Annotated in this window: 22 protein-coding genes; 12 read left to right on the top strand and 10 right to left on the bottom strand. The window is 58.1% G+C overall.

Features of this window, described 5'->3' with window-relative positions:
• Nucleotides 1-288 (bottom strand): VF530 family DNA-binding protein, encoded by a 288-nt coding sequence (locus F0320_RS10970; protein ID WP_126328558.1) that lies wholly within the window; start codon nt 286-288, stop codon nt 1-3.
• A gap of 18 nt (nt 289-306) precedes the next feature.
• Here F0320_RS10970 and F0320_RS10965 point away from each other — a divergent pair, with 18 nt between their 5' ends.
• Nucleotides 307-648 (top strand): hypothetical protein, encoded by a 342-nt coding sequence (locus F0320_RS10965; RefSeq protein ID WP_126328557.1) that lies wholly within the window; start codon nt 307-309, stop codon nt 646-648.
• Between the two features lie 98 nt (nt 649-746).
• Here the strand turns inward: F0320_RS10965 and F0320_RS10960 are convergent, their stop codons facing one another.
• The gene (locus tag F0320_RS10960) at nt 747-2231 is read right to left on the bottom strand and encodes a UbiD family decarboxylase (RefSeq protein ID WP_126328556.1); all 1485 of its coding nucleotides are present in this window, start codon (nt 2229-2231) and stop codon (nt 747-749) included.
• 110 nt (nt 2232-2341) lie between these two features.
• On the opposite strand from F0320_RS10960, the gene F0320_RS10955 reads away from it, so the two are divergent.
• Nucleotides 2342-3226 carry a LysR substrate-binding domain-containing protein gene (locus F0320_RS10955; protein ID WP_126328555.1) on the top strand — a complete coding sequence of 295 codons (885 nt, stop codon included), beginning with the start codon at nt 2342-2344 and terminating at the stop codon, nt 3224-3226.
• Here the strand turns inward: F0320_RS10955 and F0320_RS10950 are convergent.
• The 4 genes from F0320_RS10950 to F0320_RS10935 all read right to left on the bottom strand — a co-directional run bounded on the left by F0320_RS10950 (nt 3217) and on the right by F0320_RS10935 (nt 6615).
• Nucleotides 3217-4128 (bottom strand): LysR family transcriptional regulator, encoded by a 912-nt coding sequence (locus tag F0320_RS10950; RefSeq protein ID WP_126328554.1) that lies wholly within the window; start codon nt 4126-4128, stop codon nt 3217-3219. The genes F0320_RS10955 and F0320_RS10950 overlap by 10 nt on opposite strands.
• A 1-nt stretch (nt 4129) precedes the next feature.
• Entirely contained in the window at nt 4130-5116 is a 987-nt protein-coding gene (locus F0320_RS10945) for an MBL fold metallo-hydrolase (protein WP_126328553.1), read from the bottom strand.
• 141 nt (nt 5117-5257) lie between these two features.
• On the bottom strand, nt 5258-6001 hold the full coding sequence (locus tag F0320_RS10940) for a 5'-nucleotidase, lipoprotein e(P4) family (protein WP_407043994.1): 744 nt from the start codon (nt 5999-6001) through the stop codon (nt 5258-5260).
• A gap of 86 nt (nt 6002-6087) precedes the next feature.
• The gene (locus F0320_RS10935) at nt 6088-6615 is read right to left on the bottom strand and encodes a GNAT family N-acetyltransferase (RefSeq protein ID WP_126328551.1); all 528 of its coding nucleotides are present in this window, start codon (nt 6613-6615) and stop codon (nt 6088-6090) included.
• 132 nt (nt 6616-6747) lie between these two features.
• Here F0320_RS10935 and treZ point away from each other — a divergent pair, with 132 nt between their 5' ends.
• The 3 genes from treZ to glgX are packed head-to-tail and all read left to right on the top strand — an operon-like array spanning nt 6748 to nt 13091.
• On the top strand, nt 6748-8535 hold the full coding sequence (treZ, locus tag F0320_RS10930) for a malto-oligosyltrehalose trehalohydrolase (RefSeq protein WP_126328550.1): 1788 nt from the start codon (nt 6748-6750) through the stop codon (nt 8533-8535).
• Nucleotides 8532-11000, top strand: coding sequence for a malto-oligosyltrehalose synthase (treY, locus tag F0320_RS10925; RefSeq protein WP_126328549.1), 2469 nt, complete (start codon nt 8532-8534; stop codon nt 10998-11000). The genes treZ and treY overlap by 4 nt, the downstream gene beginning before the upstream one ends.
• Nucleotides 11001-11015: 15 nt before the next feature.
• Nucleotides 11016-13091 (top strand): glycogen debranching protein GlgX, encoded by a 2076-nt coding sequence (gene glgX / locus F0320_RS10920; RefSeq protein WP_126328548.1) that lies wholly within the window; start codon nt 11016-11018, stop codon nt 13089-13091.
• 2 nt (nt 13092-13093) lie between these two features.
• Here glgX and F0320_RS10915 read toward each other — a convergent pair whose 3' ends face one another.
• Nucleotides 13094-13639 (bottom strand): winged helix DNA-binding protein, encoded by a 546-nt coding sequence (locus tag F0320_RS10915; protein WP_126328547.1) that lies wholly within the window; start codon nt 13637-13639, stop codon nt 13094-13096.
• Between the two features lie 200 nt (nt 13640-13839).
• Between F0320_RS10915 and F0320_RS10910 the strand changes: the two genes are divergently transcribed.
• From F0320_RS10910 to F0320_RS10900, 3 genes are read left to right on the top strand one after another with little or no spacing between them, the layout of a single operon-like run.
• Nucleotides 13840-14562, top strand: coding sequence for a DUF969 domain-containing protein (locus F0320_RS10910; protein WP_047653331.1), 723 nt, complete (start codon nt 13840-13842; stop codon nt 14560-14562).
• Complete coding sequence (locus F0320_RS10905; protein WP_047653330.1) at nt 14559-15545, top strand: DUF979 domain-containing protein; 987 nt, start codon at nt 14559-14561, stop codon at nt 15543-15545. Before F0320_RS10910 ends, F0320_RS10905 begins: the two co-directional genes overlap by 4 nt.
• Before the next feature lie 9 nt (nt 15546-15554).
• Entirely contained in the window at nt 15555-16550 is a 996-nt protein-coding gene (locus F0320_RS10900) for a DUF2891 domain-containing protein (protein WP_126328546.1), read from the top strand.
• A 34-nt stretch (nt 16551-16584) separates the two neighbouring features.
• On the opposite strand, the gene F0320_RS10895 is transcribed toward F0320_RS10900, so the two are convergent.
• Nucleotides 16585-17988 (bottom strand): MFS transporter, encoded by a 1404-nt coding sequence (locus F0320_RS10895; protein ID WP_126328545.1) that lies wholly within the window; start codon nt 17986-17988, stop codon nt 16585-16587.
• 117 nt (nt 17989-18105) lie between these two features.
• Between F0320_RS10895 and F0320_RS10890 the strand changes: the two genes are divergently transcribed.
• The gene (locus tag F0320_RS10890; RefSeq protein ID WP_126328544.1) at nt 18106-19011 is read left to right on the top strand and encodes a LysR family transcriptional regulator; all 906 of its coding nucleotides are present in this window, start codon (nt 18106-18108) and stop codon (nt 19009-19011) included.
• Between the two features lie 4 nt (nt 19012-19015).
• On the opposite strand, the gene F0320_RS10885 is transcribed toward F0320_RS10890, so the two are convergent.
• Nucleotides 19016-20470, bottom strand: a complete 1455-nt coding sequence (locus F0320_RS10885; protein WP_126328543.1) for a Cu(+)/Ag(+) sensor histidine kinase — start codon at nt 20468-20470, stop codon at nt 19016-19018.
• Nucleotides 20460-21143: a copper/silver response regulator transcription factor gene (locus tag F0320_RS10880; RefSeq protein ID WP_029741284.1), complete on the bottom strand. Its 684-nt coding sequence runs from the start codon at nt 21141-21143 to the stop codon at nt 20460-20462. The genes F0320_RS10885 and F0320_RS10880 overlap by 11 nt, the downstream gene beginning before the upstream one ends.
• Nucleotides 21144-21305: 162 nt before the next feature.
• On the opposite strand from F0320_RS10880, the gene F0320_RS10875 reads away from it, so the two are divergent.
• The 3 genes from F0320_RS10875 to F0320_RS10865 are packed head-to-tail and all read left to right on the top strand — an operon-like array spanning nt 21306 to nt 24323.
• Nucleotides 21306-22691, top strand: coding sequence for an efflux transporter outer membrane subunit (locus tag F0320_RS10875; RefSeq protein WP_126328542.1), 1386 nt, complete (start codon nt 21306-21308; stop codon nt 22689-22691).
• Between the two features lie 28 nt (nt 22692-22719).
• Entirely contained in the window at nt 22720-23061 is a 342-nt protein-coding gene (cusF, locus tag F0320_RS10870; RefSeq protein ID WP_126328541.1) for a cation efflux system protein CusF, read from the top strand.
• A gap of 11 nt (nt 23062-23072) precedes the next feature.
• Nucleotides 23073-24323 (top strand): efflux RND transporter periplasmic adaptor subunit, encoded by a 1251-nt coding sequence (locus tag F0320_RS10865; protein WP_126328540.1) that lies wholly within the window; start codon nt 23073-23075, stop codon nt 24321-24323.
• Nucleotides 24324-24325: the final 2 nt, after the last annotated feature.

Raw genomic sequence — 24325 nt, 5'->3', positions numbered from 1 at the left:
TTAGCTCTTGATAATCCGACTGTTGGCCCAGGGATTAAAGGCGGGTTCCGCCTGTTCTGCGCTTACCTCATCGTTGAGGGAGTCCAGATACAGGGCTTCCACTTCCGCGCGCGCCCACGGGGTGCGGCGCAGAAATTTCAGGCTCGATTTAACGCTGGGATCTTTTCTGAAACAGTTAATTTTGATGCGGTCACCCAGCTCGCTCCAGCCATATTTCGCCACCAGGGCGTTGACCATCATCTCCAGCGTTACGCCATGCAAAGGATCGTTAGAAATGTGTGCAGTCATAGATGTCCGGATGTCTCAATGTTTGTGGGGGCAGGGTTAACGGAGAAAGGGTACAAGAAAGTGGGGGAAGCGGCAACGACTGGACGGCTGACGGCATTGAGACTTCCGAAAAATCCACCCTATCATTTATCCTCGGTGGTTTTTTTCTGCTTCCAGTCGGCAAATTACTGGCTCAGGTCCAGGCATGAGCAGATTGAACATTTTATTCACGCCGGGCTGATTAAGAAAGCGTCTTTGCAATTTTACCCGGATGAGGAAGAGAAGCGATTAGTTAATGATTTACCGGAAACGATAAAGAAACACCGTTCGCCATGGGGGGGAACGCGTAAAGCACCATTACCTGGCTTTGACGATCCCTGAACCCTGGCGCAGAGAAATAAACGGAAAAAACCTCGGATGAAACGCTAGAATACCTGCCAGGATAACGATAAAGGCCACCCTAACGTGGCCTTTAGTGATCAGTTTCCGCCAAACAGCTCCGGTGCCCATGGACGCGGATCCACCTCCATAAACGGCGCGCGCTCGAAGCGGTCCTTCAGCGCCCACGGCACCGTGCAGTCGAAGATCGTCTTGCAGGAAATGCCGTTGCCGCGAATCGAGGTGCTGTAATCCGGTGACTGGGACGGATCCAGCTGGTGGCCTCGGATCCCCGGAATATTGGTGATGCTGACATCGCCCTGCATGCGCGTCGTCATCGCCCACAGGATGTCGTCGCTGTCGAAAATATCCACGTCTTCGTCGACAAGAATAATGTTTTTCAGCTCCGAATAGGTGGCTAAGGCGATGAGCGCCGCCTGGCCCTGGCGTCCTTCGTCTGACGGCTGGCGTTTTTTCACCTGCAATATCCCGAGGAACTTACCGCCGCCCGCGGTATGGGCATAGACGTTTTGCAGGAAGCCCGGAATCGCCTCCTCAACGGCATTGCGGATGCTGGCCTCCGTCGGCAATCCGGCCAGGGTGGTATGTTCTTCCCCCGGTCCCACCAGCGTCTGCAGGATCGCGTGGTTTCGCATGGTCACGGCTTTCACTTTGATCACCGGCAGGGAGGGATTCGCCTCGCCGCAGTAGCCCGGGAACTCCGGCATCGCGTGGCCGGTATTGGTGTGCTGATCTTCTCTTACGCGCACGCCCGGCAGCAGTTCGCCCTCGATGATGATTTCCGCCCGCGCGATCGCTTTCTCTTTTACCGCCACGCCCTGCACCAGTTCGACGGGCTGCTGGCGCAGCGCCCCGGCGACGCCCAGCTCGTTGTAGCCAAACGGTGTGGTAGGGGCCTCAAAGCACGCGCCGATGTAGATGGCGGGGTCGAGACCCATGTTGATTGTCACCGGCAGCGGTTTTCCGGCTTCTTCCGCCTTTTTACGAAACACTTCGATATGGCGTCCGGCGGCAAGGAACATGGAAAGTTCGTCGCGCTCCTGCACGCAGAGGCGGTGAATGGTGACGTCCGTCAGCGAGCTGTCTTCCGGATCGCTTGCCAGCACCAGTCCCAGACAGAAGAACGGACCCGCATCAATCGGCGTGTTGGTCGGGGCCGGAAGCAGCTTGCGCAGATCGAAGTCAGGGTCGTCTGCGTAGAAAACCTGTTCCTGGCAGGGCGCCTGCGAGGCCGGAACGACAACCGGCGCAACCGGCTTTTTCACCGCCTGGCCGACGTGTTTTGCAAGCTCGGAGGGCTCGCAGCCCAGAAGCAGCGCCGCGCGCTCGCGGCTGGCGTGCATGCCCACCAGGATGCGGGAGCCCGGATAGCCCTTGACGCTGTTGAACATCATGGCCGGGCCCGTGCGGGTCGGGCGTTTTACCGTGCCGCCCGCGCCGATATGACGGTAGACTCCCGCCAGCTCCGCGTTGGGATCGACCGGATGATCGGTTTCAAGATACTGCCCTTCATGGCGCTGAAGCAGGGCGATGGCGCTGCGGAGATCGTTAATCTTGTTTTCCATATTTTCCTCCCTCGTTTGAATACCTCCATTTTTATGGCAATGACCAATAGCATCAATTGCATCATTACTGCTAAATTGATAAGTAAATTCTTATCAAAAGGAGGCGTTCCGTGCAGTTTCGTCAGATGCGCAACTTCATCGTCGTGGCCGAAGAGCTCCACATGCACCGGGCCGCCGAGCGTCTGAACATGGCGCAACCGGCACTGAGCCAGCAGATAAAGGCGCTGGAAGAATGTTTAGGCGTCACGCTTTTCAGCCGGGCGAACCGCCGCTTAACCCTGACGCCCGCGGGTGAAGCGTTTCTGGTGAAAGCCAGGCTCGCCATTTCCCTGACCGAGCAGGCGGTTCTCGACGCCAGGCAAACGGCACGGGGCGAGCAGGGGGTATTAAACCTGGGGTGCGTGTCGAGCGCGATGTTCGACGGCAGGCTGCCCGCCGCGCTGCGACAGATGCACACGCGCTGGCCGGCCATTACCATGTCGCTGGTGACGGGAAACGTGCAGACGCTCTACGCGGCCGTGCAGAGCAACCAGCTCGATGTGGCCATTATCCGGGCGCCGCTGCCGTCGCTGCCTGACGATCTGCAAAGCCGCCCGTTCACGTCAGAGAAAACGGTGCTGGCGCTGTTTCGTCAGCACCCGCTGGCGGGATCTTCCGCGCTGACGCTTTCGTCAGTGAAGGACGAAAAATGGATCTCCCTGCGCGACCCGGAGGGAATGGGGCTGGAACAGTACTTTTATGACGCCTGCAGCGGGGCGGGCTTTCAGCCGGACGTGGTGCAAAACGCGACCGACGTGCCCACGGTGATAAGCCTGGTCTCGGCGGGGTTTGGGCTGGCGCTGCTGCCCGCGTCGGCAAAAGCGGTGAGCGTCGAGAATGTGGTTTACGTGGACATCCTCGACCGGCTCCGGGAAAGCGAGCTGACGCTGGTTTGCCACCGGATTATCCGATCAGAAGTACTTAAAAAGTTTCTGGTTACGCTCGATCACACCTGACGTCCGGCGGCCCGCAGCAGCTGCTCGCGCAGCCAGGCATTTGCCGGATCCTGGCTGTTTTTCGGGTGCCAGTACATGTAGATGGTAATCGGCTGGAGCGGCAGCGGCGGCGGAAAAATATCCAGCGTGGAGGCGAACTGTCTCAGCATCCGCTCCGGCAGGGTGCACACCAGGTCGGTACCGGCGACAAGCGCAGGCGCCACGGCGTAGCTCTGCGTGGACATCGCAACGCGTCGCTGATAGCCCAGCCCGGCCAGGGTTTGATCGACAAATCCGGTAAACGGATCTTCCGCCGATGACACCACCAGATGAGAAAGCGCGCAGTAGCTTTCCAGGTCTAACGCCCCGCTCCCGCGCGGATGGCCTTTGCGCTGGGCGGTGGCAAACGCGTCGTCGAGCAGTTTGCGTCTCACCCAGCCGTCATGGGCGTCCGCGCTTACGCCGATGTAGATATCCACATCCCCGTTTTCCAGCTGCTGCGGCAATTCGGACATCTGTGGCAGGGCGAAGCGCAGACGAATACCGGGAGCTTCGGTACCCACCTGGTTAAGCAGCCCGGAGCCCAGCATCAGCGCCGGGTTTTCGTGCAGGGCGATGACAAAGGTTCGGGTGCTGGTCTGGGCATCAAACGTGGTGGGAGAAAACATCGCGCTGATGCCGCGCAGCACGCTCTCAACCTGCGGCTTAAGCGCTTCCGCTCTCGGTGTGGGTAGCACCCCACGTCCATGTGGGGAAGGAATAAACAGCGGTTCGCCAAACAGCGTTCGCAGACGCGCGAGACGGGCGGAAAGCGCGGGCTGGCTGATGCCCAGCCGCGCGGCCGCATGGGTGATATTCCTGTCCTGAAGCAGGGCGTCAAGGGTCAGGATAAGGTCGATGTCCATGTCAGAGACGGGCGTCATTTTATTTCGCGCTGCTGGCGTCCCGGTTGGTATAGGTGACAGGGACCCAGGCATAGCCGCCGTTTTCGCCTTTGGTGACGTACCCGATACCCGGGAACGGCAGATGGGGCGCGGCAACCAGGTCTTTATTTTTCACAAAGTCCGCAAACGCATGCTCGCGCACGCTTGCCGCTTTGTTCTGATCTTCATCGTAGGTAATGGTCACGTCAGGCTGCGGGAACTGTACCGCCGCGGCATGAATGATGTCGCCGACAAAGGTGATCTTCTCGCCTTTGCTCGTCAGGGTGTAGAAGGCTGAACCCGGCGTATGGCCGGGATGAACCGTGCCGGTCAGCCCCGGAAGAATCTCAGATGTGCCGCTAAACGGCACCACTTTACCGGCATCAAGATAGGGTTTTAAGGTCTTCTGCGCGACGTCAAAGTAGTTCTTGCCGTAGCCGGTTTTTTTCTGATTCTCGTCGTTAAAGAAAAAGTCGACGTCCGGTTTGCCAACGAAAACGCGCGCGTTGCTGAACACCACCTTGCCGTCTTTCACCAGACCGCCCGCGTGATCGGAGTGGGCGTGGGTCAGCAGGACTTCAGTAATGTCCTCGGGTTTAACCCCCTGGGTGGCGAGGCTCTCAATCAGACGTCCGCCGTTGCCGGGGCCAAAGAGCTGGCCTGAGCCCGTATCTACCAGAATTTTATGTCCGGGCATCGCAATCAGGAACGCGTTGATGGACACCTCGGGCGGGTTGGTCTGGAAATTCTTCGCGAGCAGCGCATCGATTTTTTGCGGCGTTGTCCGGCGCAGCAGCTTGTGCAGATCCTGCGCGACGGTCCCGTCCGTAAACGAGGTAACCAGCACATCGCCGACCTGAACGCTGTATCCGCCCGCCGGTTGTTTAACGACGTGCTGAGGCGTCTCTGCCGCCGCCTGCAGCGCAGGGTAGAAAAGCAGTGAACTGGAAATCAGCGTGGAAAGAGCAAGTTTTTTCACGGTAAGCATACGAGTCTCCTTTGAAAGCGCTCATCTTACTTCTTCGTAAAATTATAAGAACCTGCCCAGAAATGATAGGACCTATAAACGCAGTGGATAGCACAGCGAAGAGGCCGGGTGGCGATGCTGCCTTTCCCGGCCCGTAACACGTTATTTTTTCAGCGGTGCGTTCCAGCCGTCCGGCGTGGCTTTGGACCAGGAGCCATAAGCGGCATTTGGCAGCACAATCCAGTCGTTTCCGAAGTGTTCCGCGCTGGCCTCAACCAGTTCACGCTGCTGTTCGCTCGGCTTTTTGTTTTTAAACTGCACGGCGAAATCCGGCAGGCTGTCGCCAAACAGCATCACGATCTGCTGCTTTTTGAGGATGCTCTGGCGACGCTCTTCCTTGCTGACCGTGTCCAGAAGCACGCTTTCATCGGACACCTGCGGAAGTCCCAGGGCTTTTAACGTCCTGAGCGTATCGGCTTTATTTTCCTGCATGCGGTCCGAGACATAATAGATCCGCACCTTGCTCTGATTCACATGGTCAAGAAACGCCTTCGCGCCCGGAATTAAGCCGGGTTTTCCCTGTTTCTCCCAGTCGCTCCAGGTATCCCATTTTGTATAGTCGTGACACTGCTCGGTGTCGCGCACCAGCAGAGGGGTGTTATCCAGCACCGTTTCGTCGAGGTCCATCACCACGGCGTAGTTTTCGGGCGTATTCAGCTCTTTTAACTTTTCGTTGAAACGCTCGGTGGCAAACCGATAGGTTTGCAACTGAAGGGCCATAATCTCTGCCGATTTCTGCTGATAGCGCAGCGCCATTTCGTACGCTTTGGGTTCACACAGGTCGCCCCCGGCGGCCGTCGCCGTTGCACTCAAAACAGGTAATGCCAGCAGTAATGCCTTAGCCATTGAATTCACACTTCTTTCCTCAACACCGTGGTTAAAATCCCGAAAGCGTAATGAAATTCAATGACAGAAATATGAAGGCCGCGCCCTTAGACCAGCATGTAATACCAGAACAGGGCGACCTCGTCTTTTTCCGGCAAGGCGTTGTAGAGATAACGATCGTATCCGCCCAAGGTAAAGCCGTAGTTGCGGTAAAACAGACAGGCAGAGACGTTCACATTTTGTGTTTCAAGCCGTAGTCCCGGCGCGTTTACGCTGCGGGCCCACACGTGCGCGGCGGCCATTAATTTTTGCGCGGCGCCGGTTCTGCGTTTCGTGCGCTCCACGGCAATGTAATCCACCGAGATAAACTTATTCCAGCCGATTGACGCGGTAATAAATCCGGCTATTTCACCGTCATCCGTTTCGGCAATAAGAAATATGGCGTCCGGATTAACGCAATGGTTTTCAAGGGTTTGGATATCGAGCTCGTAGGTTTTAATCCAGGGCTCAGCGACGGCTTCGATATGCAAATCACAGTGGATAAAGGGCTCTCGCGCAACGTGGCTTATGGTGAAAGAAAAGTCACAGCATTCAAGGCGTGTGAGGTCGGTACTGAGTCCTTTTCGAATCTGCATAGTATTCCCGGTAGTGAGTTATTTAATAAAGAATAGACGAAGCGGTTAAATCCGCTGGGCTCACGCACTTTTAATCCTGAACTAAGCTTGTACTTCGTTCCGCGTAAAATGTGGGTCATTCGAGGACAATGAATGGAATTCAGGACATTTCAAAAGCAGTGGGGTGCTGAGTTTATTTCCGATGACGTTGTACGTTTTCGCGTCTGGGCAGAAGGACAGAAAGAACTTACGCTACGTCTGGCCGCCGCCGACGTGCCGATGACGACAACGTGCGACGGCTGGTTTCAGGCTGACGTATCCGGCGTCACGCACGGTGCAGAATATCAGTTTGTTCTGCAGGACGGCATGACGGTGCCCGACCCGGCGTCGCGCGCGCAAAAGGGCGACGTTAACGGCCCCTCCGTCGTTATCGATCCCCATCGCTATCAGCCGGTCAACCGGGACTGGGCAGGGCGGCCGTGGGAAGACACGGTTATCTACGAGCTGCACATCGGCACGTTTACCCCGGAGGGCACCTTCCGGGCCGCCATCGACAAGCTGCCGTATCTGGCAGAGCTCGGTATTACCCAGCTTGAAGTCATGCCCGTCTCCCAGTTTGGCGGAACGCGCGGCTGGGGGTATGACGGCGTGCTGCTGTACGCCCCGCACTCTGCCTACGGCACGCCGGAGGATTTCCACGCGTTTATCGACGCCGCGCACGGGCTGGGGCTCTCCGTGGTGCTGGATATCGTGCTCAACCACTTCGGCCCGGAGGGGAACTATCTGCCGCTGCTGTCGCCCGCGTTTTTTGATGCGCAGCGGATGACGCCGTGGGGCAACGGCATCGCCTACGAGCGCGAGCCGGTGAGGCAGTACATCACCGATGCGCCCCTCTACTGGCTGACGGAATACCGTCTGGACGGCCTGCGCTTCGATGCCATCGACCAGATTAAAGACGGCTCGGACACGCACATTCTTGTGGAGATAGCAGAAAAGATCCGCGAGGCAATCCCGCACCGTCACGTTCACCTGACCACGGAAGACAGCCGCAACGTGATTTTCCTGCATCCGCGCGATGAGCAGGGCAACGCGCCGCAGTTCACCGCCGAGTGGAATGACGACTTCCACAACGCTGCCCACGTGTTTGCCACCGGCGAGACCCACGCGTATTACCAGGATTTTGCCTTTGAGCCGGAGAAAAAGTTCGCCCGGGCGCTGGCAGAAGGCTTTGTCTACCAGGGCGAGATTTCGCTGCAAACCGGCGAGTCTCGCGGAGTGGAGTGCCAGACGCAGCCGCCGCAGTTCTTCGTCGATTTTATTCAGAACCACGATCAGACCGGGAACCGCGCCCAGGGCGAGCGGCTGATCGCCCTGGCGGGATCCGACAAGACGCGGGTGCTGCTTGCCGCGCTGCTGCTTTCCCCCCATATCCCGCTGCTGTTTATGGGCGAGGAGTTTGGGGAAACGCATCCGTTCCTGTTCTTCACCGATTTTCACGGCGATCTGGCAAAGGCGGTGCGGGAAGGGCGCGCGAAAGAGTTTACCGGCCATGCAGGGCACGATGAAACCGTCCCGGATCCGAATGACGTGAACACCTTCATCCGTTCAAAACTCGACTGGAATAAGATTGCCACCGACGAAGGCAAAACGTGGCTGCGCTTCACGCGCCACCTGCTGACGCTGCGTCATCGCCATATCGTTCCGCTTCTGCGTCATGGCGGCGCCGTTGAGGGCAAGGTAATCAAGACCGCGCCCGGCATGGTGGCGGTGAGCTGGCATTTCCCGTCGGGCACGCTCTCTCTGGCGCTGAATATCGGCAATAAGCCCGTCTCGATGCCCGATCTCGCGGGTGAGACGCGCTTTGCCTGGCCGGAAGTCACTGACGTTTTACCGCCGAACGGTATTGTCGTTCGCTTTGCTGATGGAGAAGCATCGTTATGATCCCTTCCGCCACGTACCGTATTCAGTTCCGTAATGGCATGACCTTCGACCGCGTTGCGGCGCTGGTGCCTTACCTGAAAGATCTCGGCATCAGCCATCTCTACGCGTCGCCCGTATTTACCGCCACAGCGGGTTCCACCCACGGCTATGACGTGACCAACCCGAATGAAATTGACCCCGCGATCGGCGGACGAGACGGTTTCGACCGCATGGCGGCAGCGCTTAAGCAGGCCGGCATGGGGCTGATTCTGGATATTGTCCCGAACCATATGTCCACCTCGCTGGAAAACGCCTGGTGGCGGGACGTGATTGAATACGGCCAGCAGAGCCGCTATTTCCGCTATTTCGATATCGACGGGTCGCGCCCGCTAACGCTGCCGTTCCTCGGCGACACCTTTGAGGCCGAGCTGGAGAAAGGCGCGATTGACATTGTGCGTGACACTGTCACTGGAAAGCCCTCTCTGGTCTATTACGACACGGCGTATCCGCTCAACCCCGGCACGTACAGCGAGGAGAAAAGCATTGCTGAACTGCATGAAGCGCAAAGCTGGCGGCTGATGTCCTGGCGGGAGGCGCCGAAGCAGCTCTCGTGGCGGCGCTTCTTCGAGATCATCGGCCTGGTCGGCGTTCGGGTTGAAGACGACGCGGTCTTCGACGATACGCATCGGCTGATCCTTGAGCTGGTCCACGCAGGCGTGGTAGATGGTCTGCGCATTGACCACGTCGACGGCCTGGCCGATCCGCTGGGCTATCTGCAGCGCCTGCGGGAGAAAACCGGGCCCGACTGCTACATCACGGTTGAAAAAATCCTCGCGAAGGGGGAACAGCTCCCCGCCGACTGGCCGGTATCCGGCACCACCGGCTACGAGTTTATCGCCTCGCTGGCGGAAGTGCTGGTCGATGACGATAACCTGTCGCGCCTGGAGACCATCCACGACGAAACGCTGGGAATAACGGTCGATCGCCATGCGGAACTGCGCGATGCCAAAGGCCTGATGACCGATCGCAATTTCGAGGGTGAATTCACCACGCTGCTAAACCTTGCTGAGGATCTGGCCCGCCGCAATGAGGTTGCGCTGCCGCGCGAGGAGATCCGCCACGCGCTGCGCGAGCTGCTTATTGCCTTTCCGGTCTACCGCACCTACGGCACCCGGGAGGGATTAACCCCGTCTGACGTGGCGCTGCTTAACCGCGTGGTCGCCAGCGTGGAGACGTCTGAAGCGGCGCTGAGTCTGATTGTGCACATTCTTACCGGCGACCTGCCGGAAGATTGCCGCGAGTCCGCCGCGCTGTTCAGAACCCGCTTCCAGCAGCTTACCGGGCCGCTGATGGCAAAGTCCGTTGAAGACACGCTGTTCTTTCGCCACAACCTGGAGCTGGCGCTCAATGAAGTGGGCGCCGACCCGACGCCGCGCGCGTTTTCATTATCCCGCTTCCACCAGGATATGCGCATTCGTCTCGCCCGACAGCCCGACGCGCTGCTGGGCACCTCCACGCACGATACCAAGCGCGGGGAAGACGCCCGGGCGCGTCTCTATACCCTGACGGAAGCCCCGGAACGATGGGGTGACAACCTGGCCCGCTGGCGGCAGATGAACCAGACCCAGGTGCGTTTTCTCAATGACGGTACCGCGCCGAACGCCGCCGATACGTGGATGATCTATCAGGCGCTGGCGGGCGTCTGGCCCGCCACGCTGTCACCGGACGACGCCGACGGGCTGAAATCGCTGGAAGAACGTTTCCTCGGCTTCCTCGAGAAAGCGCTGCGGGAGGCAAAACAGCGCACCGACTGGATCGACAGCAACGAGAGCTATGAGAGCGTGGTGCTGAGCTACGCGCGGCATCTGCTTTCGCCGGACAACGCCCTGTTCCTGCAGGATTTTAGCGAGGCGATGCAGCCCTTTATCCGGGCCGGGTTGATGAACAGCCTCAGCCAGACGGTGATCAAGCTGACGGCTCCCGGCGTGCCGGATATCTATCAGGGCAGCGAGGCGCTTAACTTTAGCCTGGTCGACCCGGATAACCGACGGGAGCCGGACTTCAACGCGCTGGTGCACAACCTCAGCGCGGCGGATGCCACGGTATTTGATAACCCGGCCTGCTGGCGGGACGGGCGCGTTAAGCAGTTCGTCACCGCCACGCTGCTGCGGCTTCGACCGCATTACGACGCGCTTTTCCGCTACGGCGACTGGCTGCCGCTTAAGGTCTCCGGCGAGCGCGAGGAGAACCTGATTGTCTATGCGCGCGTTAAGGACGAGGAGGCGCTGATTGTCGCCGTGCCGCGCCTGGTTTTTGATGTCACCGATAATCATCAGCTGTGGGTCAATACCACGGTCGCGATACCCGAGGAGCTGGCGGGGAAACGCTATCGGGATCTGTTCAGCGGTGAAAGCCGCATTCTGCAAGAGACGCTGGATTTAACGTCAGAAAAGGGATGTGTACTGGTTCTGCTTACCTGCGAATAATCGTGGAGAACGAAAATGGCAAAGGATACTACGTTTGAAATTCGGGCCGGTCATGGCCAGCAGTTGGGGGCGAATTATGACGGGAAGGGCGTCAACTTCGCGCTGTTCTCCGCTCACGCTGAGCGGGTGGAACTCTGTCTGTTTGACCCGTCCGGGAAAAACGAAATTGCCCGGCTGGAGCTGCCGGAATATACCCATGAGGTCTGGCACGGCTATGTGCCGGACCTGAAGCCCGGCGCGCTGTACGGCTATCGCGTCTACGGACCCTACGATCCTGAAAACGGTCACCGCTTCAACCCGCATAAGCTGCTTATCGACCCGTACGCGCGTGAACTGGTGGGTGATATCGACTGGAACGACGCCCATTTCGGCTATGAGCTTGGGCATGATGAACTGGATCTTAGTTTTGATACGCGCGACAGCGCGCCGTTCACGCCCAAATGCAAGGTTATCGATCCGGACGCCTTCGACTGGCAGGACAACAACCGGCCGGAGGTGCCCTGGCCGCATACCGTTGTCTACGAGAGCCACGTGAAGGGCTTTACCCAGATGAACCCGGCCATCCCGCCCGAGCTGCGCGGGACGTTTGAGGGGATGGGACACAAAGCCTCGGTCGACTACATCAAGAGTCTCGGAATCACCTCGGTGGAGCTGCTGCCGGTTCACTGGTTCCCGGACGACCAGCATCTGCTCGATCGTGGTCTGAAGAACTTCTGGGGCTATAATACCCTCGGCTTTTTTGCTCCGGCGTCGCGCTATTACGGCCCGGCGGGGATCCAGGGCTTTCGCGACATGGTGCGCGCGTATCATGATGCGGGCATCGAGGTGATTCTGGACGTGGTGTACAACCACACGGCGGAGGGGAATGAGCTTGGCCCCACGCTCTCGTTTAAGGGGATTGATAACTACAGCTATTACCGCACGCTCCCGGACCAGCACCGGTACTACATCAACGACACCGGGACTGGAAACACGGTCAATACTTCGCACCCGCGCGTGCTGCAGATGGTGATGGATTCGCTGCGCTACTGGGCGGAATCGATGCATATTGACGGTTTTCGTTTCGACCTGGGGACGATACTGGGCCGCGAGCCGGAAGGGTTTGACCCGCGCGGCGGTTTCTTCGACGCCATATCGCAGGATCCGGTGTTATCGAGACTTAAGCTGATTGGTGAACCCTGGGACATCGGTCCCGGCGGGTATCAGGTCGGCGGTTTCCCGCCGGGCTGGGGTGAGTGGAACGACAAATACCGTGATACCGTACGCGAGTACTGGAAGGGTGATAACGTCTCCAACGACTTTGCCGCACGCCTGCTGGGCTCCGGGGATCTGTACGACCTGCGCGGACGTCGTCCGTGGGCCAGCGTCAACTTCATCACCGCTCACGACGGCTTTACGCTGAATGACCTGGTGTCGTACAACGAAAAGCACAACGCCGACAACGGCGAGGACAATAACGACGGGCATAATGACAATCGCTCGTACAACTATGGCGAAGAAGGGCCGACGGATAACCCGGATATTATCGCCACCCGGGAGCGGCAGAAGCGTAATTTCCTGACCACGCTGCTGTTTTCCCACGGCACGCCGATGCTGTTGGCGGGGGACGAGTTTGGCCGCACGCAGAAGGGCAACAATAACGGCTACTGTCAGGACAGCGAGATCTCGTGGATCGACTGGAAGGGGCTTTCCGAAAACGACGCCGCGCTGCGCGAGTTCACCCGACGGCTCATCGCCCTTCGCGCGCAACAGCCGCTGCTGCGTCGTGAGAGCTGGCGCGACGGGCTGGAGATCCGCTGGTTTAATGCCGGAGGCGGCCCGCAGCAGGCCGAACAGTGGGATGAAGGTTCGACGCTCGGCGTCTCCATCAGCAGGCCGGATCTCAGGCATGAGGACGGCATCTGGCACGACGTGCTGATGCTGTTCAACCCGTTTGAAGGCACCGTGCCGTTCCAGATCCCGCAGTTTGGCGAAGGGGGATGGGTGCTGGAGCTCTCCACGGCGGATGACGCTGCCGCAGGGACCGCGATCACCGAAACCGTAGAGTACGAGCTGGCCGGACGGAGTATTACCCTCTTCAGACGTCCTTAGCGTTAGAGTGATGCCGCCGCGCGGGCGGCGGTGTCATACAGGGAGGAGATCGTGCGTAACAGCTGCGCGGTTTCTCCGATCGACTTCCCGGCAATGCCGCTCTCCGCGTGGATCGCAATCAGACACGCTTCCCGCACGTCCCGGTACTTCATGCACAACGCTTTCCCTTCCTCGGTGGTGAAGAAAAAGAGCTCTTTACCCGCTTTCTCGCTCGTCACGTAGCCCGCTTTGACCAGTTTTTTCAGGGCATAGGTCACCACGTGGGTATCTTCCACGTTGAGGACGAAGCAGATATCGGCCAGCTTTTTCTTGCGGTCGCGGTGGTTGACGTGATGCAGCAGCGAAACGTCAAAGGCGCCCATATCGGGCTCACCGGCTGCGGTCATGCAGCGCACCATCCATTTGTTGAACGCGTTGCTGGTCATGATCAGCGCATATTCCAGTTCTGACAGTTCCGCGCAGCGCTCGGACACCAGATGGCGGGAAGAGACGATCCGGCCATCGTTGATATCGTCGCGATCGGGTGAAGCACTCTTTTTCGAGTTCATAACGTTCCTTAGCCAGAAATGTAAACTCATCGATAAAATAAGAACATTTTATTGATAATTTGTTTACATGTTTTTGAGGTTCAGATATAGCTTTTTAGCGCAGGTTTTGTGAAGCCTGCCAACAAAACACAACATCGCTCGCCGCAAATTAAAAAAATAGTCGCCGGCGCGCAACGCTCACTTTCGATAGGGTAAACGTTATGGACGGTACTACGCTGCTGCCGCTGATCGGGATACCGATCGTGGTTATTGGTTTTGCACTACGCTTCAACCCGCTGCTGGTGGTCGTGGTGGCGGGGCTGGCAACAGGTCTGCTGGTCGGGATGGATTTCGGGATGCTGCTGGAGACCTTTGGCGAAAAGTTCGTGAATAGTCGCTCGCTGGCGACCTTCATTCTGATCCTGCCGGTGATTGGTCTGCTGGAATACTACGGGCTTAAGGAGCGCGCCCAGGCCTGGGTGGCGAAGATCGCCAGCGCCACCTCGGCGCGAATTCTGATGCTCTATTTTGTCGCCCGTGAAGGTACCGCCGCGCTGGGGCTGATGTCGCTGGGCGGTCATGCCCAGACGGTGCGTCCGCTGCTGGCGCCGATGGCCGAAGGGGCGGCGCTGAACGAATACGGCGAGCTGCCGCAGCACATCCGCGACAAAATCAAAGCCCATGCCGCCGCGTGCGACAACATCGCGGTCTTCTTTGGGGAAGATATCTTTATTGCCTTTGGCGCGGTGCTGCTGATCGACGCCTTCCTGAAAGAGAACGGTATTCCGGGCATTGAACCGCTGCATATCGGCCTGTGGGCCATTCCAACCGCCATTGCGGCATTAATTATTCATATGACGCGCCTGCTGCGTCTGGATGCCAGCATCCGTCGCGACGTCATGGCCTGGCGCGCGGAGCAGGGTACGCAGGGGGCCGCGCAATGATGACGCTTATCACCATTAACCGCGTGTACTACCTGATCGGCTTTGTCGTGATGCTGCTGGTTGTGATGACCCTGCGCGATCGCGCCAATCCGAAGCGTTTTACCACCGCGCTGTTCTGGTTTTTATTCGGCGGGATCTTCCTGTTCGGCGACCTTATGGTGCAGGAGCTGGGGAAATCGCTGGCGTACCGGATAATCGGCGGGGGCGTCATCGCTATCGCGCTGCTGGCGGGCTTTGGTCTGGTCGGAAAAGGGCACTATAAAATGTCGACCGAAGACGAACGTCTCGCGTCGTCAAACCGCCTTAAAAACTGGCTATTCCTGCCGGCGCTGATGATCCCGGTGGTGACGGTTATCGGGACGCTGTTTCTTAAGGGCGTGTCGATTGGCGGCGTGTTCCTGCTCGATCAGAAACAGCTCACCCTGGCGGCGCTGTGCGTGGCCTGCGTTGCGGCGATCCTCACCGGCTGGTGGCTCACCAAAGGCACGCCGCTGCACGCCATTCGTCAGTCTCGCCGTCTTGTCGATACCATTGGCTGGGCGGTGATCCTGCCGCAGATGCTCGCCATGCTCGGCGGCGTGTTCGTGGCAGCCAACACCGGTGATTCGGTGCAGAAGGTGGTGAGCCTGTTCGTTAACCCGGATAACCGCTTTATGCTGGTAGTGATTTACTGCGTGGGCATGGCGCTGTTTACCATGATCATGGGCAACGCCTTTGCGGCCTTCCCGGTGCTGAGTGCCGGCATCGCGTTGCCGTTTCTGATCAACGTGCATCACGGCAACCCGGCGCCGCTGCTGGCGATTGGCATGTACGCGGGCTACTGCGGCACGCTGATGACGCCGATGGCCGCGAACTTCAATATCGTTCCCGCCGCGCTGCTGGAGCTGAAAGACAAATATCAGGTGATCAAGATCCAGATCCCGACCGCGTTAACCCTGCTGGTGGTGAACGTGTTCCTAATGTATTTCCTCGTGTTTCGCTAAGGAGCTGTTATGGAATTAACGCAACATCAGGCTGACGCGTTTGCCCGCATGCCTTTAACCTATTTGCGCCAGGAATACCCGAACCACATCATGCACCTGCTTAATGATGATGGCGACGTTCTGCCGCCGCGCGAGCTGCACCCCATTTTCTACGGCTGTTTTGACTGGCATTCGGCGGTGCACGGCTACTGGCTGCTGCTGCGCTGCGTGCGCCTCTACCCGGAACTGCCGAGCCGTGACGCGATCGTCGCGCTTGTCGACGAGCACCTGACGGACGAGAACGTGACGAAGGAGCTGGCCTATTTCACCGCGCCGTTCCGCGCCTCGTTTGAGCGCCCGTATGGCTACGGCTGGCTGCTGGCGCTGGCCCAGGAGATAAAGCAGTCGTCGCTGCCGCAGGCCGCAGGCTGGTACCGGACGCTGGAGCCGCTCACCCAGGATATTCGCAACAGGCTGGTGGATTATCTCAGCAAGCTCACCTATCCGATCCGCGTCGGGACGCACTACAACACGGCGTTTGCCCTGGCGCTGGCGCTCGATTACGCGCGAGCTGTAGAAGATAGCGCGCTTGAGCAGGCGTTTGTGACGGCGGCGGAGCGGTTTTATCTCGCCGACACGCGCTATCCTGCCCACTACGAGCCCGGCGGTGATGAGTATATTTCCGGGGCGCTGACGGAAGCGCTGCTGATGAGCAAAGTGTCGGAGGACTTCCCGGCCTGGTTTGATCTGTTTCTGCCGGAGGTCGGCGCCGTTACGGCATTGATGAACCCGGCGGAGGTGAGCGATCGTACCGACCCGAAAATTGCCCATCTCGACGGATTAAACCTCAGCCGCGCGTGGTGCATGAAGCATATTGCCCGCGCGCTTCCCGCAGACCATCCTGGGCAGCAGGCGCTGCGCGAAGCTGTGACGAAACATCTGGCCGCAAGCGTCGGGCATGTGGTCGGCAGCCACTATAGCGGCGGGCACTGGCTGGCGAGCTTTGCGCTGCTGGCGCTGGAGTAAACAAACGCGCAGCGCTGCAAGGCGCTGCATCAGTCTAGGCTGACGCCCGAACCGCAGGGCGCAGCCGGCTCAGGCTGAATAACACCGAAGCCATTGAGGCGATGACGCCTATCCACAGCGCAACATGGACGGCATGTTGAGGGTCCGATCCTGCCTCTGCGGCCATCAGAACCCCTACCACGGCCGCACCCAGACACTGTCCAAACGTCCTGACGATGGACAACACGCCGGAGGCATAGCTGGCATATTCCCGCGCCACGTTAGAGAGCATCTCCCGGTTATTGGGGCTCTGGAAGCAGCCAAACCCAATCCCGCAGACCAGACTGCGCAGGCAGATATTCCACGCGGAAGGATTTTCCGGCAGGGTGGCCAGCAGGACCAGCCCACCGACAAAAATCATCAGCCCGATTGTCGAGATCAGCGGCGCGGAAATCGTATCCGCCCAGCGTCCCGCGTGCGGCGCGATCAGCACGATGCCAATCGGCCACGGGGTGAACAGCAGCGCGGAGACCACCGGGGTGTAGCCATACACGCTCTGAAACAGGAACGGTAGCGCGACAAAGGTGATGCCCTGACTGACAAACGAGGCCAGCGAGGTCAGCGCGGCGAGGGTAAAGCGCCCGTTTTTGAAGATAACAGGCGGCAGTATGGGATTTTTTGCCCGCCGAATCCGCCAGATAAAGGCGAAGGCGCTGACCAGCGTGAGAACACCCCAGCATAAGGCTGCCTGGCTAATCGGGCGCGTCACGCTCTGAAGGCTGTCGGCCATCATGATCGCCGAACCTAACAGCGCGGCGGAGAGCACGGCGCCCGGCGCGTCAAAGGGAGTGCGGTCAACGGCCGTTTCCCGCGGCAGGGCCCGCCATGCCAGCAGCAGGGCGATGCTGCCCGGGACAATGTTAATGGCGAACAGCCACTGCCAGCTCAGCATGTCCAGTATGGTTCCGCCGAGTACCGGGGCAATAGCCGTGCTGGAGGCGATAAGCAGGGCGTGCAGCCCCAGAATGCGGCCCAGCAGCCGTCCCGGAAAAACGGCTCGCAGGATCGCCGGAGCGATACTCAGGGTCGCCGCGCCGCCGATGCCCTGCAGAATTCGCATCCCGGTTAACATTTCTGGCGTTGTTGCCAGCGCGCAGCCGAACGAGGTGAGCGTAAAGGTGGTAAGCCCGGCAAGAAAAACCGGGCGATAGCCCACGCGCGCCGCCAGCGCCGCGAAGATGGCTAGCGTCATTGCCGCTGACAGCAGGTAACCGTTGGCGAACCAGACCGCAACGTTCGCGGGAACCTGCATCGCCCTTGCCATGGAGGGCAGCGCGATGTTGATCATGGTGCCGTCAAAGACGCCCATCAGCGTGGTGGTCATGACGGCGGCCATCACCCGGGCGCGTTCATGACCGGGTAAGCCTTCATCGCCGGGCAGGTTTGAAAATAGCGTCATCGTCGTTACTCCGGATAAGAATCGTGATGACGAAACTATAATCATGCGGTATACAGGGCGGAAGACGCAGCATTTGCACTTAATCATTGCACGTAACGCCACATCTGAGGAGCCACCGTGTCCGATCCTGATTTTAACCTTCTGGTTGCGCTCGACGTTCTGCTGGCAGAAGCCAGCGTGGCGGGCGCGGCGCGACGTTTGAACCTCAGCACCTCCGCCATGAGCCGCACCCTGAGCAGACTGCGAGAGGTGACCGGCGATCCTATTCTCGTGCGGGCCGGCCGTCATATGGTGCTGACGCCCTGGGCCGAAGCCACGCGGGACCGCGCCAGAAGCGCCGTACATGAGGCGAGGGCGGTGCTGCAGCCCTCCACCGACACGCTGAAGGTGGAAAATCTCGAACGGCTGTTCACCATCCGGGCCAACGACGGTTTTGTGGTGGCGTTTGGTCCAATGCTAATTGCTGCGGTGGCGAGCGTTGCGCCCGGGGTATGCATCCGCTTCTCACCGAAACCGGAAAAAACGTCACGCTACTTGCGGGAGGGGCTTGTCGATCTGGAGATCGGCGTGCAGAACAATATGGGGCCTGAAATACGGCTGCAAAGGCTCTTTCAGGACCGGTTTGTTGGCGCGGTGCGCAAGGGACATCCGCTGTCATTTCAGCCTGATGTCAGCCTTGACGATTATGTCGCGTGGGGCCATGTGGTGGCCTCTCCGAACGGAGCCTTACATGGGGCTGTCGATGACGCGCTGGCGGAACGGGGGATGAAACGCAAGATCGCCAGCGTAGTGCCCGGATTTCCGACGGCATTATCCGTGGCGCTGGCGTCCGATTTGATTGCCATGGTGCCGGCGCTGTACCTGCTCAATCAGCCGATGAACGAGCATGTACACGTCTTTGAACTGCCGTTTAAAACCCGGACCATTACGGTGTCGCAGATGTGGCATCCGCGCATGGAAAGGGATCCGGGGCATCGCTGGCTCAGGGAAAAGGTACTGGAAGTGTGTCGGCCCGTGCGCTGACGCCTCAGGTCACTTTTACCGGCACGGAGAGGATGAAGCGCGTCGATACCGCATCCGACTCCACGCGGACTTTTCCGTGGTGCGCGGTGACGATGGACTTCACGATGGCAAGCCCGATCCCGCTGCCTTCGCCTTTGCGCTGCCTTGACGGATCGACGCGATAAAAGCGGTCAAACAGCTTCGACAGATGCTCTTGCGGGATCGGCGTACCGGGATTTTCTATCATCAGCTCAACGTCGTTATCCTGTTTGCTGATGGAGACCGTCACCGCTTTCCCGGCTGGCGTGTAGCGCAGGGCGTTGGAGAGCAGATTATTCACTGCTCTTCTGAACATCTGCGGATCGCCTTCTATCAGGCAGGGCATCCCTCTAAATTTCAGCGTAACGTTGCGTTCTTCCGCCCAGGCTTCGAAGAAATCGAAGACTTTTATGACCTCCGCACTTAAATCAAACATCACCCGGTCAGGGATGAGCTGGTTATTATCCGCCTGCGCCAGGAAAAGCATGTCGCTGACCATGCGGGTCATCCGGTTGTACTCTTCAAGGCTGGAGTACAGAACATCTTCCAGCTCTTTCTGCGAGCGGTTCTGGCTCAACGCGATTTCCGTTTGCGTCACCAGGTTGGTGATGGGAGTTCTGATTTCATGCGCGATATCGGCAGAAAAATTCGCCTGACGGGTAAAGACATCTTCAATCTTTTCGATCATCTGATTGAAGGAGATGACCAGCTGTTCCAGCTCAACGGGCACGCGAGACGGCTCCAGACGAGCATCCAGGTTTTCTGAAGTGATATTTTTAATGGCGTTGCTGACGTTACGCAGGGGCAAATGGCCCTGACGAACCGCGATGCGAATGACAAGAATAATCAGCAGGCTGATCGCCGCGGCAATCATCAGGAGATTCCTTTTCAGCGCCTCAAGGTAGTGCAGATGAAAATTAATCGAGAGCCCGATAAGCATCACGTAACCCTGCGTTTTGCCCTGCAGCGTCGCCGTGCCTGAAGAGGCGATAATCCGGTACGTTTCCATTTTCATATCGGACCCGGCGTGCATGTTTTCAGCAGGATCTTCAACCGTCCAGAGAAACACATCCTGCGCGCGGCGGTGTTCGCTAAAGTCTGCCGCGTTCATCGCAGGGCGCAGTGCCGCCCCTTGCGCCGAGCTGAACAGGGTATTTCCCTGCGGATCCAGGAGCAGGACGGCCACGTTGCGGTAGCTGGCGATCGACTCTTTGATTTTACTGATTTTCTTTTGGTCAGGATCGACCGGAGACTGCAGGATGCGGTGCATCGCGGTGCTGATCTGCTCAAGGTCGCTGATATCCTGCTCGGCAAAGTGCTTCTCAACGGAGTGCAGCATAAACCAGGTAAAGGCGAAGAAGGCCAGAATGGTGGAGAGGCTGATAAAAAAGGTCAGCCGCAGGGCAAGTGAGAACGGGCGTCGGAGGGGCTTAACGCGCATCCGGTACCTCCAGCATATAGCCCACGCCGCGCACCGTCTGGATCAGCTTCGGTTCAAAATCGTTATCGATTTTCGCGCGAAGCCGCTTTACCGCCACGTCAATCGCGTTTGTGTCGCTGTCAAAATTCATGTCCCACACCTGGGAGGCAATCAGGGAGCGGGGAAGCACCTCTCCCTGATGACGCATGAAAAACTCCAGCAGGCTGAACTCTTTGCTGGTTAACGAGATGCGGCTTCCGGCCCGGCTTACCTTTCTCGACACGAGGTCAACCGTCAGATCTGCCACCTGAAGCTGGCTTTCCGCAATCACCGTATTACCGCGCCTTAACAGCGTCCTCACCCTGGCGAGCAGCTCAGCAAAGGCGAAAGGCTTAATCAGGTAATCATCCGCGCCCAGCTCAAGCCCTTTAACCCGGTGTTCAATCGTGCCGAGAGCCGTGAGTAACAGGATGGGCATCCCTTTTCCCGCAGAGCGGAGCATGCGGACAATGTCCCAGCCGTTCACGTCGGGCAGCATGATATCCAGAATCAGCAGATCGTATTCCGCAGTCATGGCGAGATGGTAGCCGTTCAGGCCGTTATCCGCGTGGTCCACCACAAACCCCGCTTCAGTCAGCCCCTTACTCAGGTACTCACCGGTTTTCATTTCGTCTTCGACGATCAGTATTTTCATCGTGCTCCCCTGACTGGCTGCTGAAGACATTCTAGTGAGCGTACCGCCGTTAACAATGACTTACGCTAAAAATGACAACATTGTCATTATCCTGTCACCCGTCAAACAGGATGCGTTGCGTAGAGTAGCCCTAAAACTACTCTGGACTTTATTTGAACCGTTATGTTCCTGTTAAAACGACTAAGCATCAGTACGGTATTTATTCTGGCAGGCTGCGTCTCGCTGGCTCCGGAGTACCAGCGGCCGGAAGCACCTGTCCCCCGGCAGTTTTCGCTCTCCCGTAACGGCCTGACGCCCGCGGCGGCGGGATATCAGGACACCGGCTGGCGCAACTTCTTCGTCGACCCTCAGGTTGCCGGGCTGATTACGGAGGCCCTGAAGAACAATCGCGATCTAAAAATGGCCGCCCTGAAGGTTGAAGAAGCCCGGGCGCAGTTCAACGTGACGGACGCGGATCGCTATCCTCAGCTGAATGCCTCCTCGGGCATCACGTACAGCGGCGGGCTGAAAAGTGACAAACCCACCGCGCAGCAGTATGACGCGGGCCTTGCGCTTAGCTATGAGCTCGATTTCTTCGGCAAGCTGAAGAACATGAGCGAGGCCGACCGACAAAACTTTTTCGCCAGAGAAGAGGCCCGTCGCGCGGTGCATATCCTGCTCGTCTCTAACGTTTCCCAGAGATATTTCAACCAGCAGCTGGCGTACAAACAGCTGCGCATTGCGCGGGATACGCTGAACAATTACCGGCAGTCTTATGCGTTCGTTGAGCAGCAGCTGGTGACGGGCAGTACCAACGTCCTGGCGCTGGAGCAGGCCCGGGGACAGATCGAAAGCACGCGGGCAGAGATTGCCAAAAGAGAGGGGGAGCTGGCGCAGGCCAATAACTCTCTGCAGCTGGTCCTCGGCACGTATCGCGCGCTGCCGGGTGACGGCGGCATGAACGCCAGCGACGTTGCGCCGGTAAAACTGCCTCCTCATCTTTCCTCCGCGATACTGCTGCAGCGCCCGGATATTATGGAGGCGGAGTATCAGCTTAAAGCGGCCGATGCGAATATCGGTGCGGCGCGCGCCGCCTTTTTCCCGTCAATATCACTTACCAGCGGGCTTTCAACCGGCAGCACGGAGTTGTCCAGCCTCTTCACGTCAGGGAGCGGGATGTGGAACTTTATTCCTAAAATTGAAATTCCCATTTTTAATGCGGGCAGAAATAAGGCCAACCTGAAGCTGGCCGAAATTCGCCAGCAGCAGTCAGTGGTTAATTACGAACAAAAAATTCAGTCCGCCTTCAAACAGGTTGCCGACGCGCTCGCGCTGCGGGACAGCATTAACCAGCAGCTTGCTGCGCAACAGCGGTATCTGGATTCGCTCCGCATCACGCTTCAACGTGCCAGAGGGTTATATTCCAGCGGCGCGGTCAGCTATATCGAAGTACTTGACGCGGAGCGTTCTCTTTTCTCTACCCAGCAAAATATTCTCGACCTTATTTATGCCCGGCAGGTTAATGAAATTAATCTCTTCACCGCGCTCGGCGGCGGTTGGGTCGAATAACCTTATTTAATTAAACAGGAAAATAACCATGCGCAATTCACTTAAGGCCGTTGTATTTGGTGCGATTTCTATTGTGTTTTCTGCCGGCCTCCAGGCTGAGGTTCATCAGCACGAGATGATGAGTACTGCCAGCGAAGGGGCCTCAGAGCAGGTCATCACGGGAACCGGTATCGTGAAGGACATTGATCTGACGAATAAAAAAGTCACGATTTCCCATGAAGCGATCCCGGAAATTGGCTGGCCCGCGATGACCATGCGTTTTACCTTTATTCAGGCTAACGAGAGTATTAATTCTTTAAAAGTCGGCAGCCACGTGAATTTCTCGTTTGTTCAGCAGGGCAATCTCTCTTTACTCAAGAGCATTAAATAGCGAGACGCGGCATGGCCTCATTAAAAATAAAATATGCTGCCATGATAGTCAGCAGCCTGATTGCGGGAGGGCTGATATCGGTGACGGTATGGCAGACACTTCATTCATCTGAAAAAACGGAAAATAGCGTCTCTGAAAGAAAGGTGCTTTTCTGGTATGACCCGATGAAGCCAGACGTGAAATTCGATAAGCCCGGCAAATCGCCGTTTATGGATATGGATCTGGTTCCGAAATATGCGGATGAAAACGACAGTAAAAGCAGTGCCGGTATCCGTATCGATCCGACGCAGGTCCAGAATTTAGGATTAAAAACGCAAAAAGTGACGCGCGGAACGCTGAACTATGCCCAGACGATCCCGGCCAACGTCAGCTATAACGACTATCAGTTTGTCATTGTGCAGGCGCGCGCGGAAGGCTTTGTGGAAAAAGTGTACCCGCTGACGACGGGCGATAAGGTGAAGAAAGGCACGCCGCTCATTGATATAACCATTCCTGACTGGGTAGAGGCGCAGAGCGAGTTTCTGCTGTTGTCCGGTACCGGCGGAACGCCGACGCAAATCAAAGGGGTTCTGGAACGGCTTCGTCTGGCGGGTATGCCGGATGACGATATTCAGAGACTGCGTGCGACCCGTACCATCCAGACCCGGTTTACCATCAGGGCGCCGATCGACGGAGCGATCACGGCCTTTGACCTGCGTACCGGCATGAATATTTCGAAAGATAAGGTGGTGGCGCAAATTCAGGGGATGGATCCGGTCTGGATCGGCGCGGCAGTGCCTGAATCCATTGCTTATCTGCTGAAAGAGACCTCGCAGTTTACTGTCTCGATACCGGCTTATCCGGATAAATCCTTCCCGGTTGAAAAATGGAGTCTTCTGCCGAGCGTGGATCCAACCACCCGTACGCTACAGGTGCGCCTGCAGGTATCCAACAAGGATGAGCTGCTGAAACCGGGCATGAATGCCTACCTGAAGCTGAATACTCAAAGCCAGGAAATGCTGCTGATCCCCTCCCAGGCCGTTATTGATACCGGCAAAGAACAGCGCGTGATTACCGTCGATGCGGACGGGAATTTTGTACCGAAAAGGATCCACGTACTGCACGAATCTCAGCAGCAGTCCGGCATTGGTAGCGGACTGGAAGAGGGGGAGTCGGTAGTGGTCAGCGGTCTGTTCCTGATTGACTCGGAGGCCAATATTACCGGCGCGCTGGAGCGCATGCGCCACGCTGAAGCCGCTGACGACGCGCATTCTGGCCATTAAGG

This window comes from Enterobacter dykesii (assembly GCF_008364625.2).
GTDB lineage: Bacteria > Pseudomonadota > Gammaproteobacteria > Enterobacterales > Enterobacteriaceae > Enterobacter > Enterobacter dykesii.
This window is presented reverse-complemented; position numbering and strand designations above follow the sequence as displayed.

Coding starts and splice junctions, on each gene's coding strand:
- F0320_RS10970 (WP_126328558.1), bottom strand. CDS start 288: ATGACTGCACACATTTCTAACGATCCTTTGCATGGCGTAACGCTGGAG.
- F0320_RS10965 (WP_126328557.1), top strand. CDS start 307: ATGTTTGTGGGGGCAGGGTTAACGGAGAAAGGGTACAAGAAAGTGGGG.
- F0320_RS10960 (WP_126328556.1), bottom strand. CDS start 2,231: ATGGAAAACAAGATTAACGATCTCCGCAGCGCCATCGCCCTGCTTCAG.
- F0320_RS10950 (WP_126328554.1), bottom strand. CDS start 4,128: ATGACGCCCGTCTCTGACATGGACATCGACCTTATCCTGACCCTTGAC.
- F0320_RS10945 (WP_126328553.1), bottom strand. CDS start 5,116: ATGCTTACCGTGAAAAAACTTGCTCTTTCCACGCTGATTTCCAGTTCA.
- F0320_RS10940 (WP_407043994.1), bottom strand. CDS start 6,001: ATGGCTAAGGCATTACTGCTGGCATTACCTGTTTTGAGTGCAACGGCG.
- F0320_RS10935 (WP_126328551.1), bottom strand. CDS start 6,615: ATGCAGATTCGAAAAGGACTCAGTACCGACCTCACACGCCTTGAATGC.
- treZ (WP_126328550.1), top strand. CDS start 6,748: ATGGAATTCAGGACATTTCAAAAGCAGTGGGGTGCTGAGTTTATTTCC.
- treY (WP_126328549.1), top strand. CDS start 8,532: ATGATCCCTTCCGCCACGTACCGTATTCAGTTCCGTAATGGCATGACC.
- glgX (WP_126328548.1), top strand. CDS start 11,016: ATGGCAAAGGATACTACGTTTGAAATTCGGGCCGGTCATGGCCAGCAG.
- F0320_RS10915 (WP_126328547.1), bottom strand. CDS start 13,639: ATGAACTCGAAAAAGAGTGCTTCACCCGATCGCGACGATATCAACGAT.
- F0320_RS10910 (WP_047653331.1), top strand. CDS start 13,840: ATGGACGGTACTACGCTGCTGCCGCTGATCGGGATACCGATCGTGGTT.
- F0320_RS10905 (WP_047653330.1), top strand. CDS start 14,559: ATGATGACGCTTATCACCATTAACCGCGTGTACTACCTGATCGGCTTT.
- F0320_RS10900 (WP_126328546.1), top strand. CDS start 15,555: ATGGAATTAACGCAACATCAGGCTGACGCGTTTGCCCGCATGCCTTTA.
- F0320_RS10895 (WP_126328545.1), bottom strand. CDS start 17,988: ATGACGCTATTTTCAAACCTGCCCGGCGATGAAGGCTTACCCGGTCAT.
- F0320_RS10885 (WP_126328543.1), bottom strand. CDS start 20,470: ATGCGCGTTAAGCCCCTCCGACGCCCGTTCTCACTTGCCCTGCGGCTG.
- F0320_RS10880 (WP_029741284.1), bottom strand. CDS start 21,143: ATGAAAATACTGATCGTCGAAGACGAAATGAAAACCGGTGAGTACCTG.
- F0320_RS10875 (WP_126328542.1), top strand. CDS start 21,306: ATGTTCCTGTTAAAACGACTAAGCATCAGTACGGTATTTATTCTGGCA.
- cusF (WP_126328541.1), top strand. CDS start 22,720: ATGCGCAATTCACTTAAGGCCGTTGTATTTGGTGCGATTTCTATTGTG.
- F0320_RS10865 (WP_126328540.1), top strand. CDS start 23,073: ATGGCCTCATTAAAAATAAAATATGCTGCCATGATAGTCAGCAGCCTG.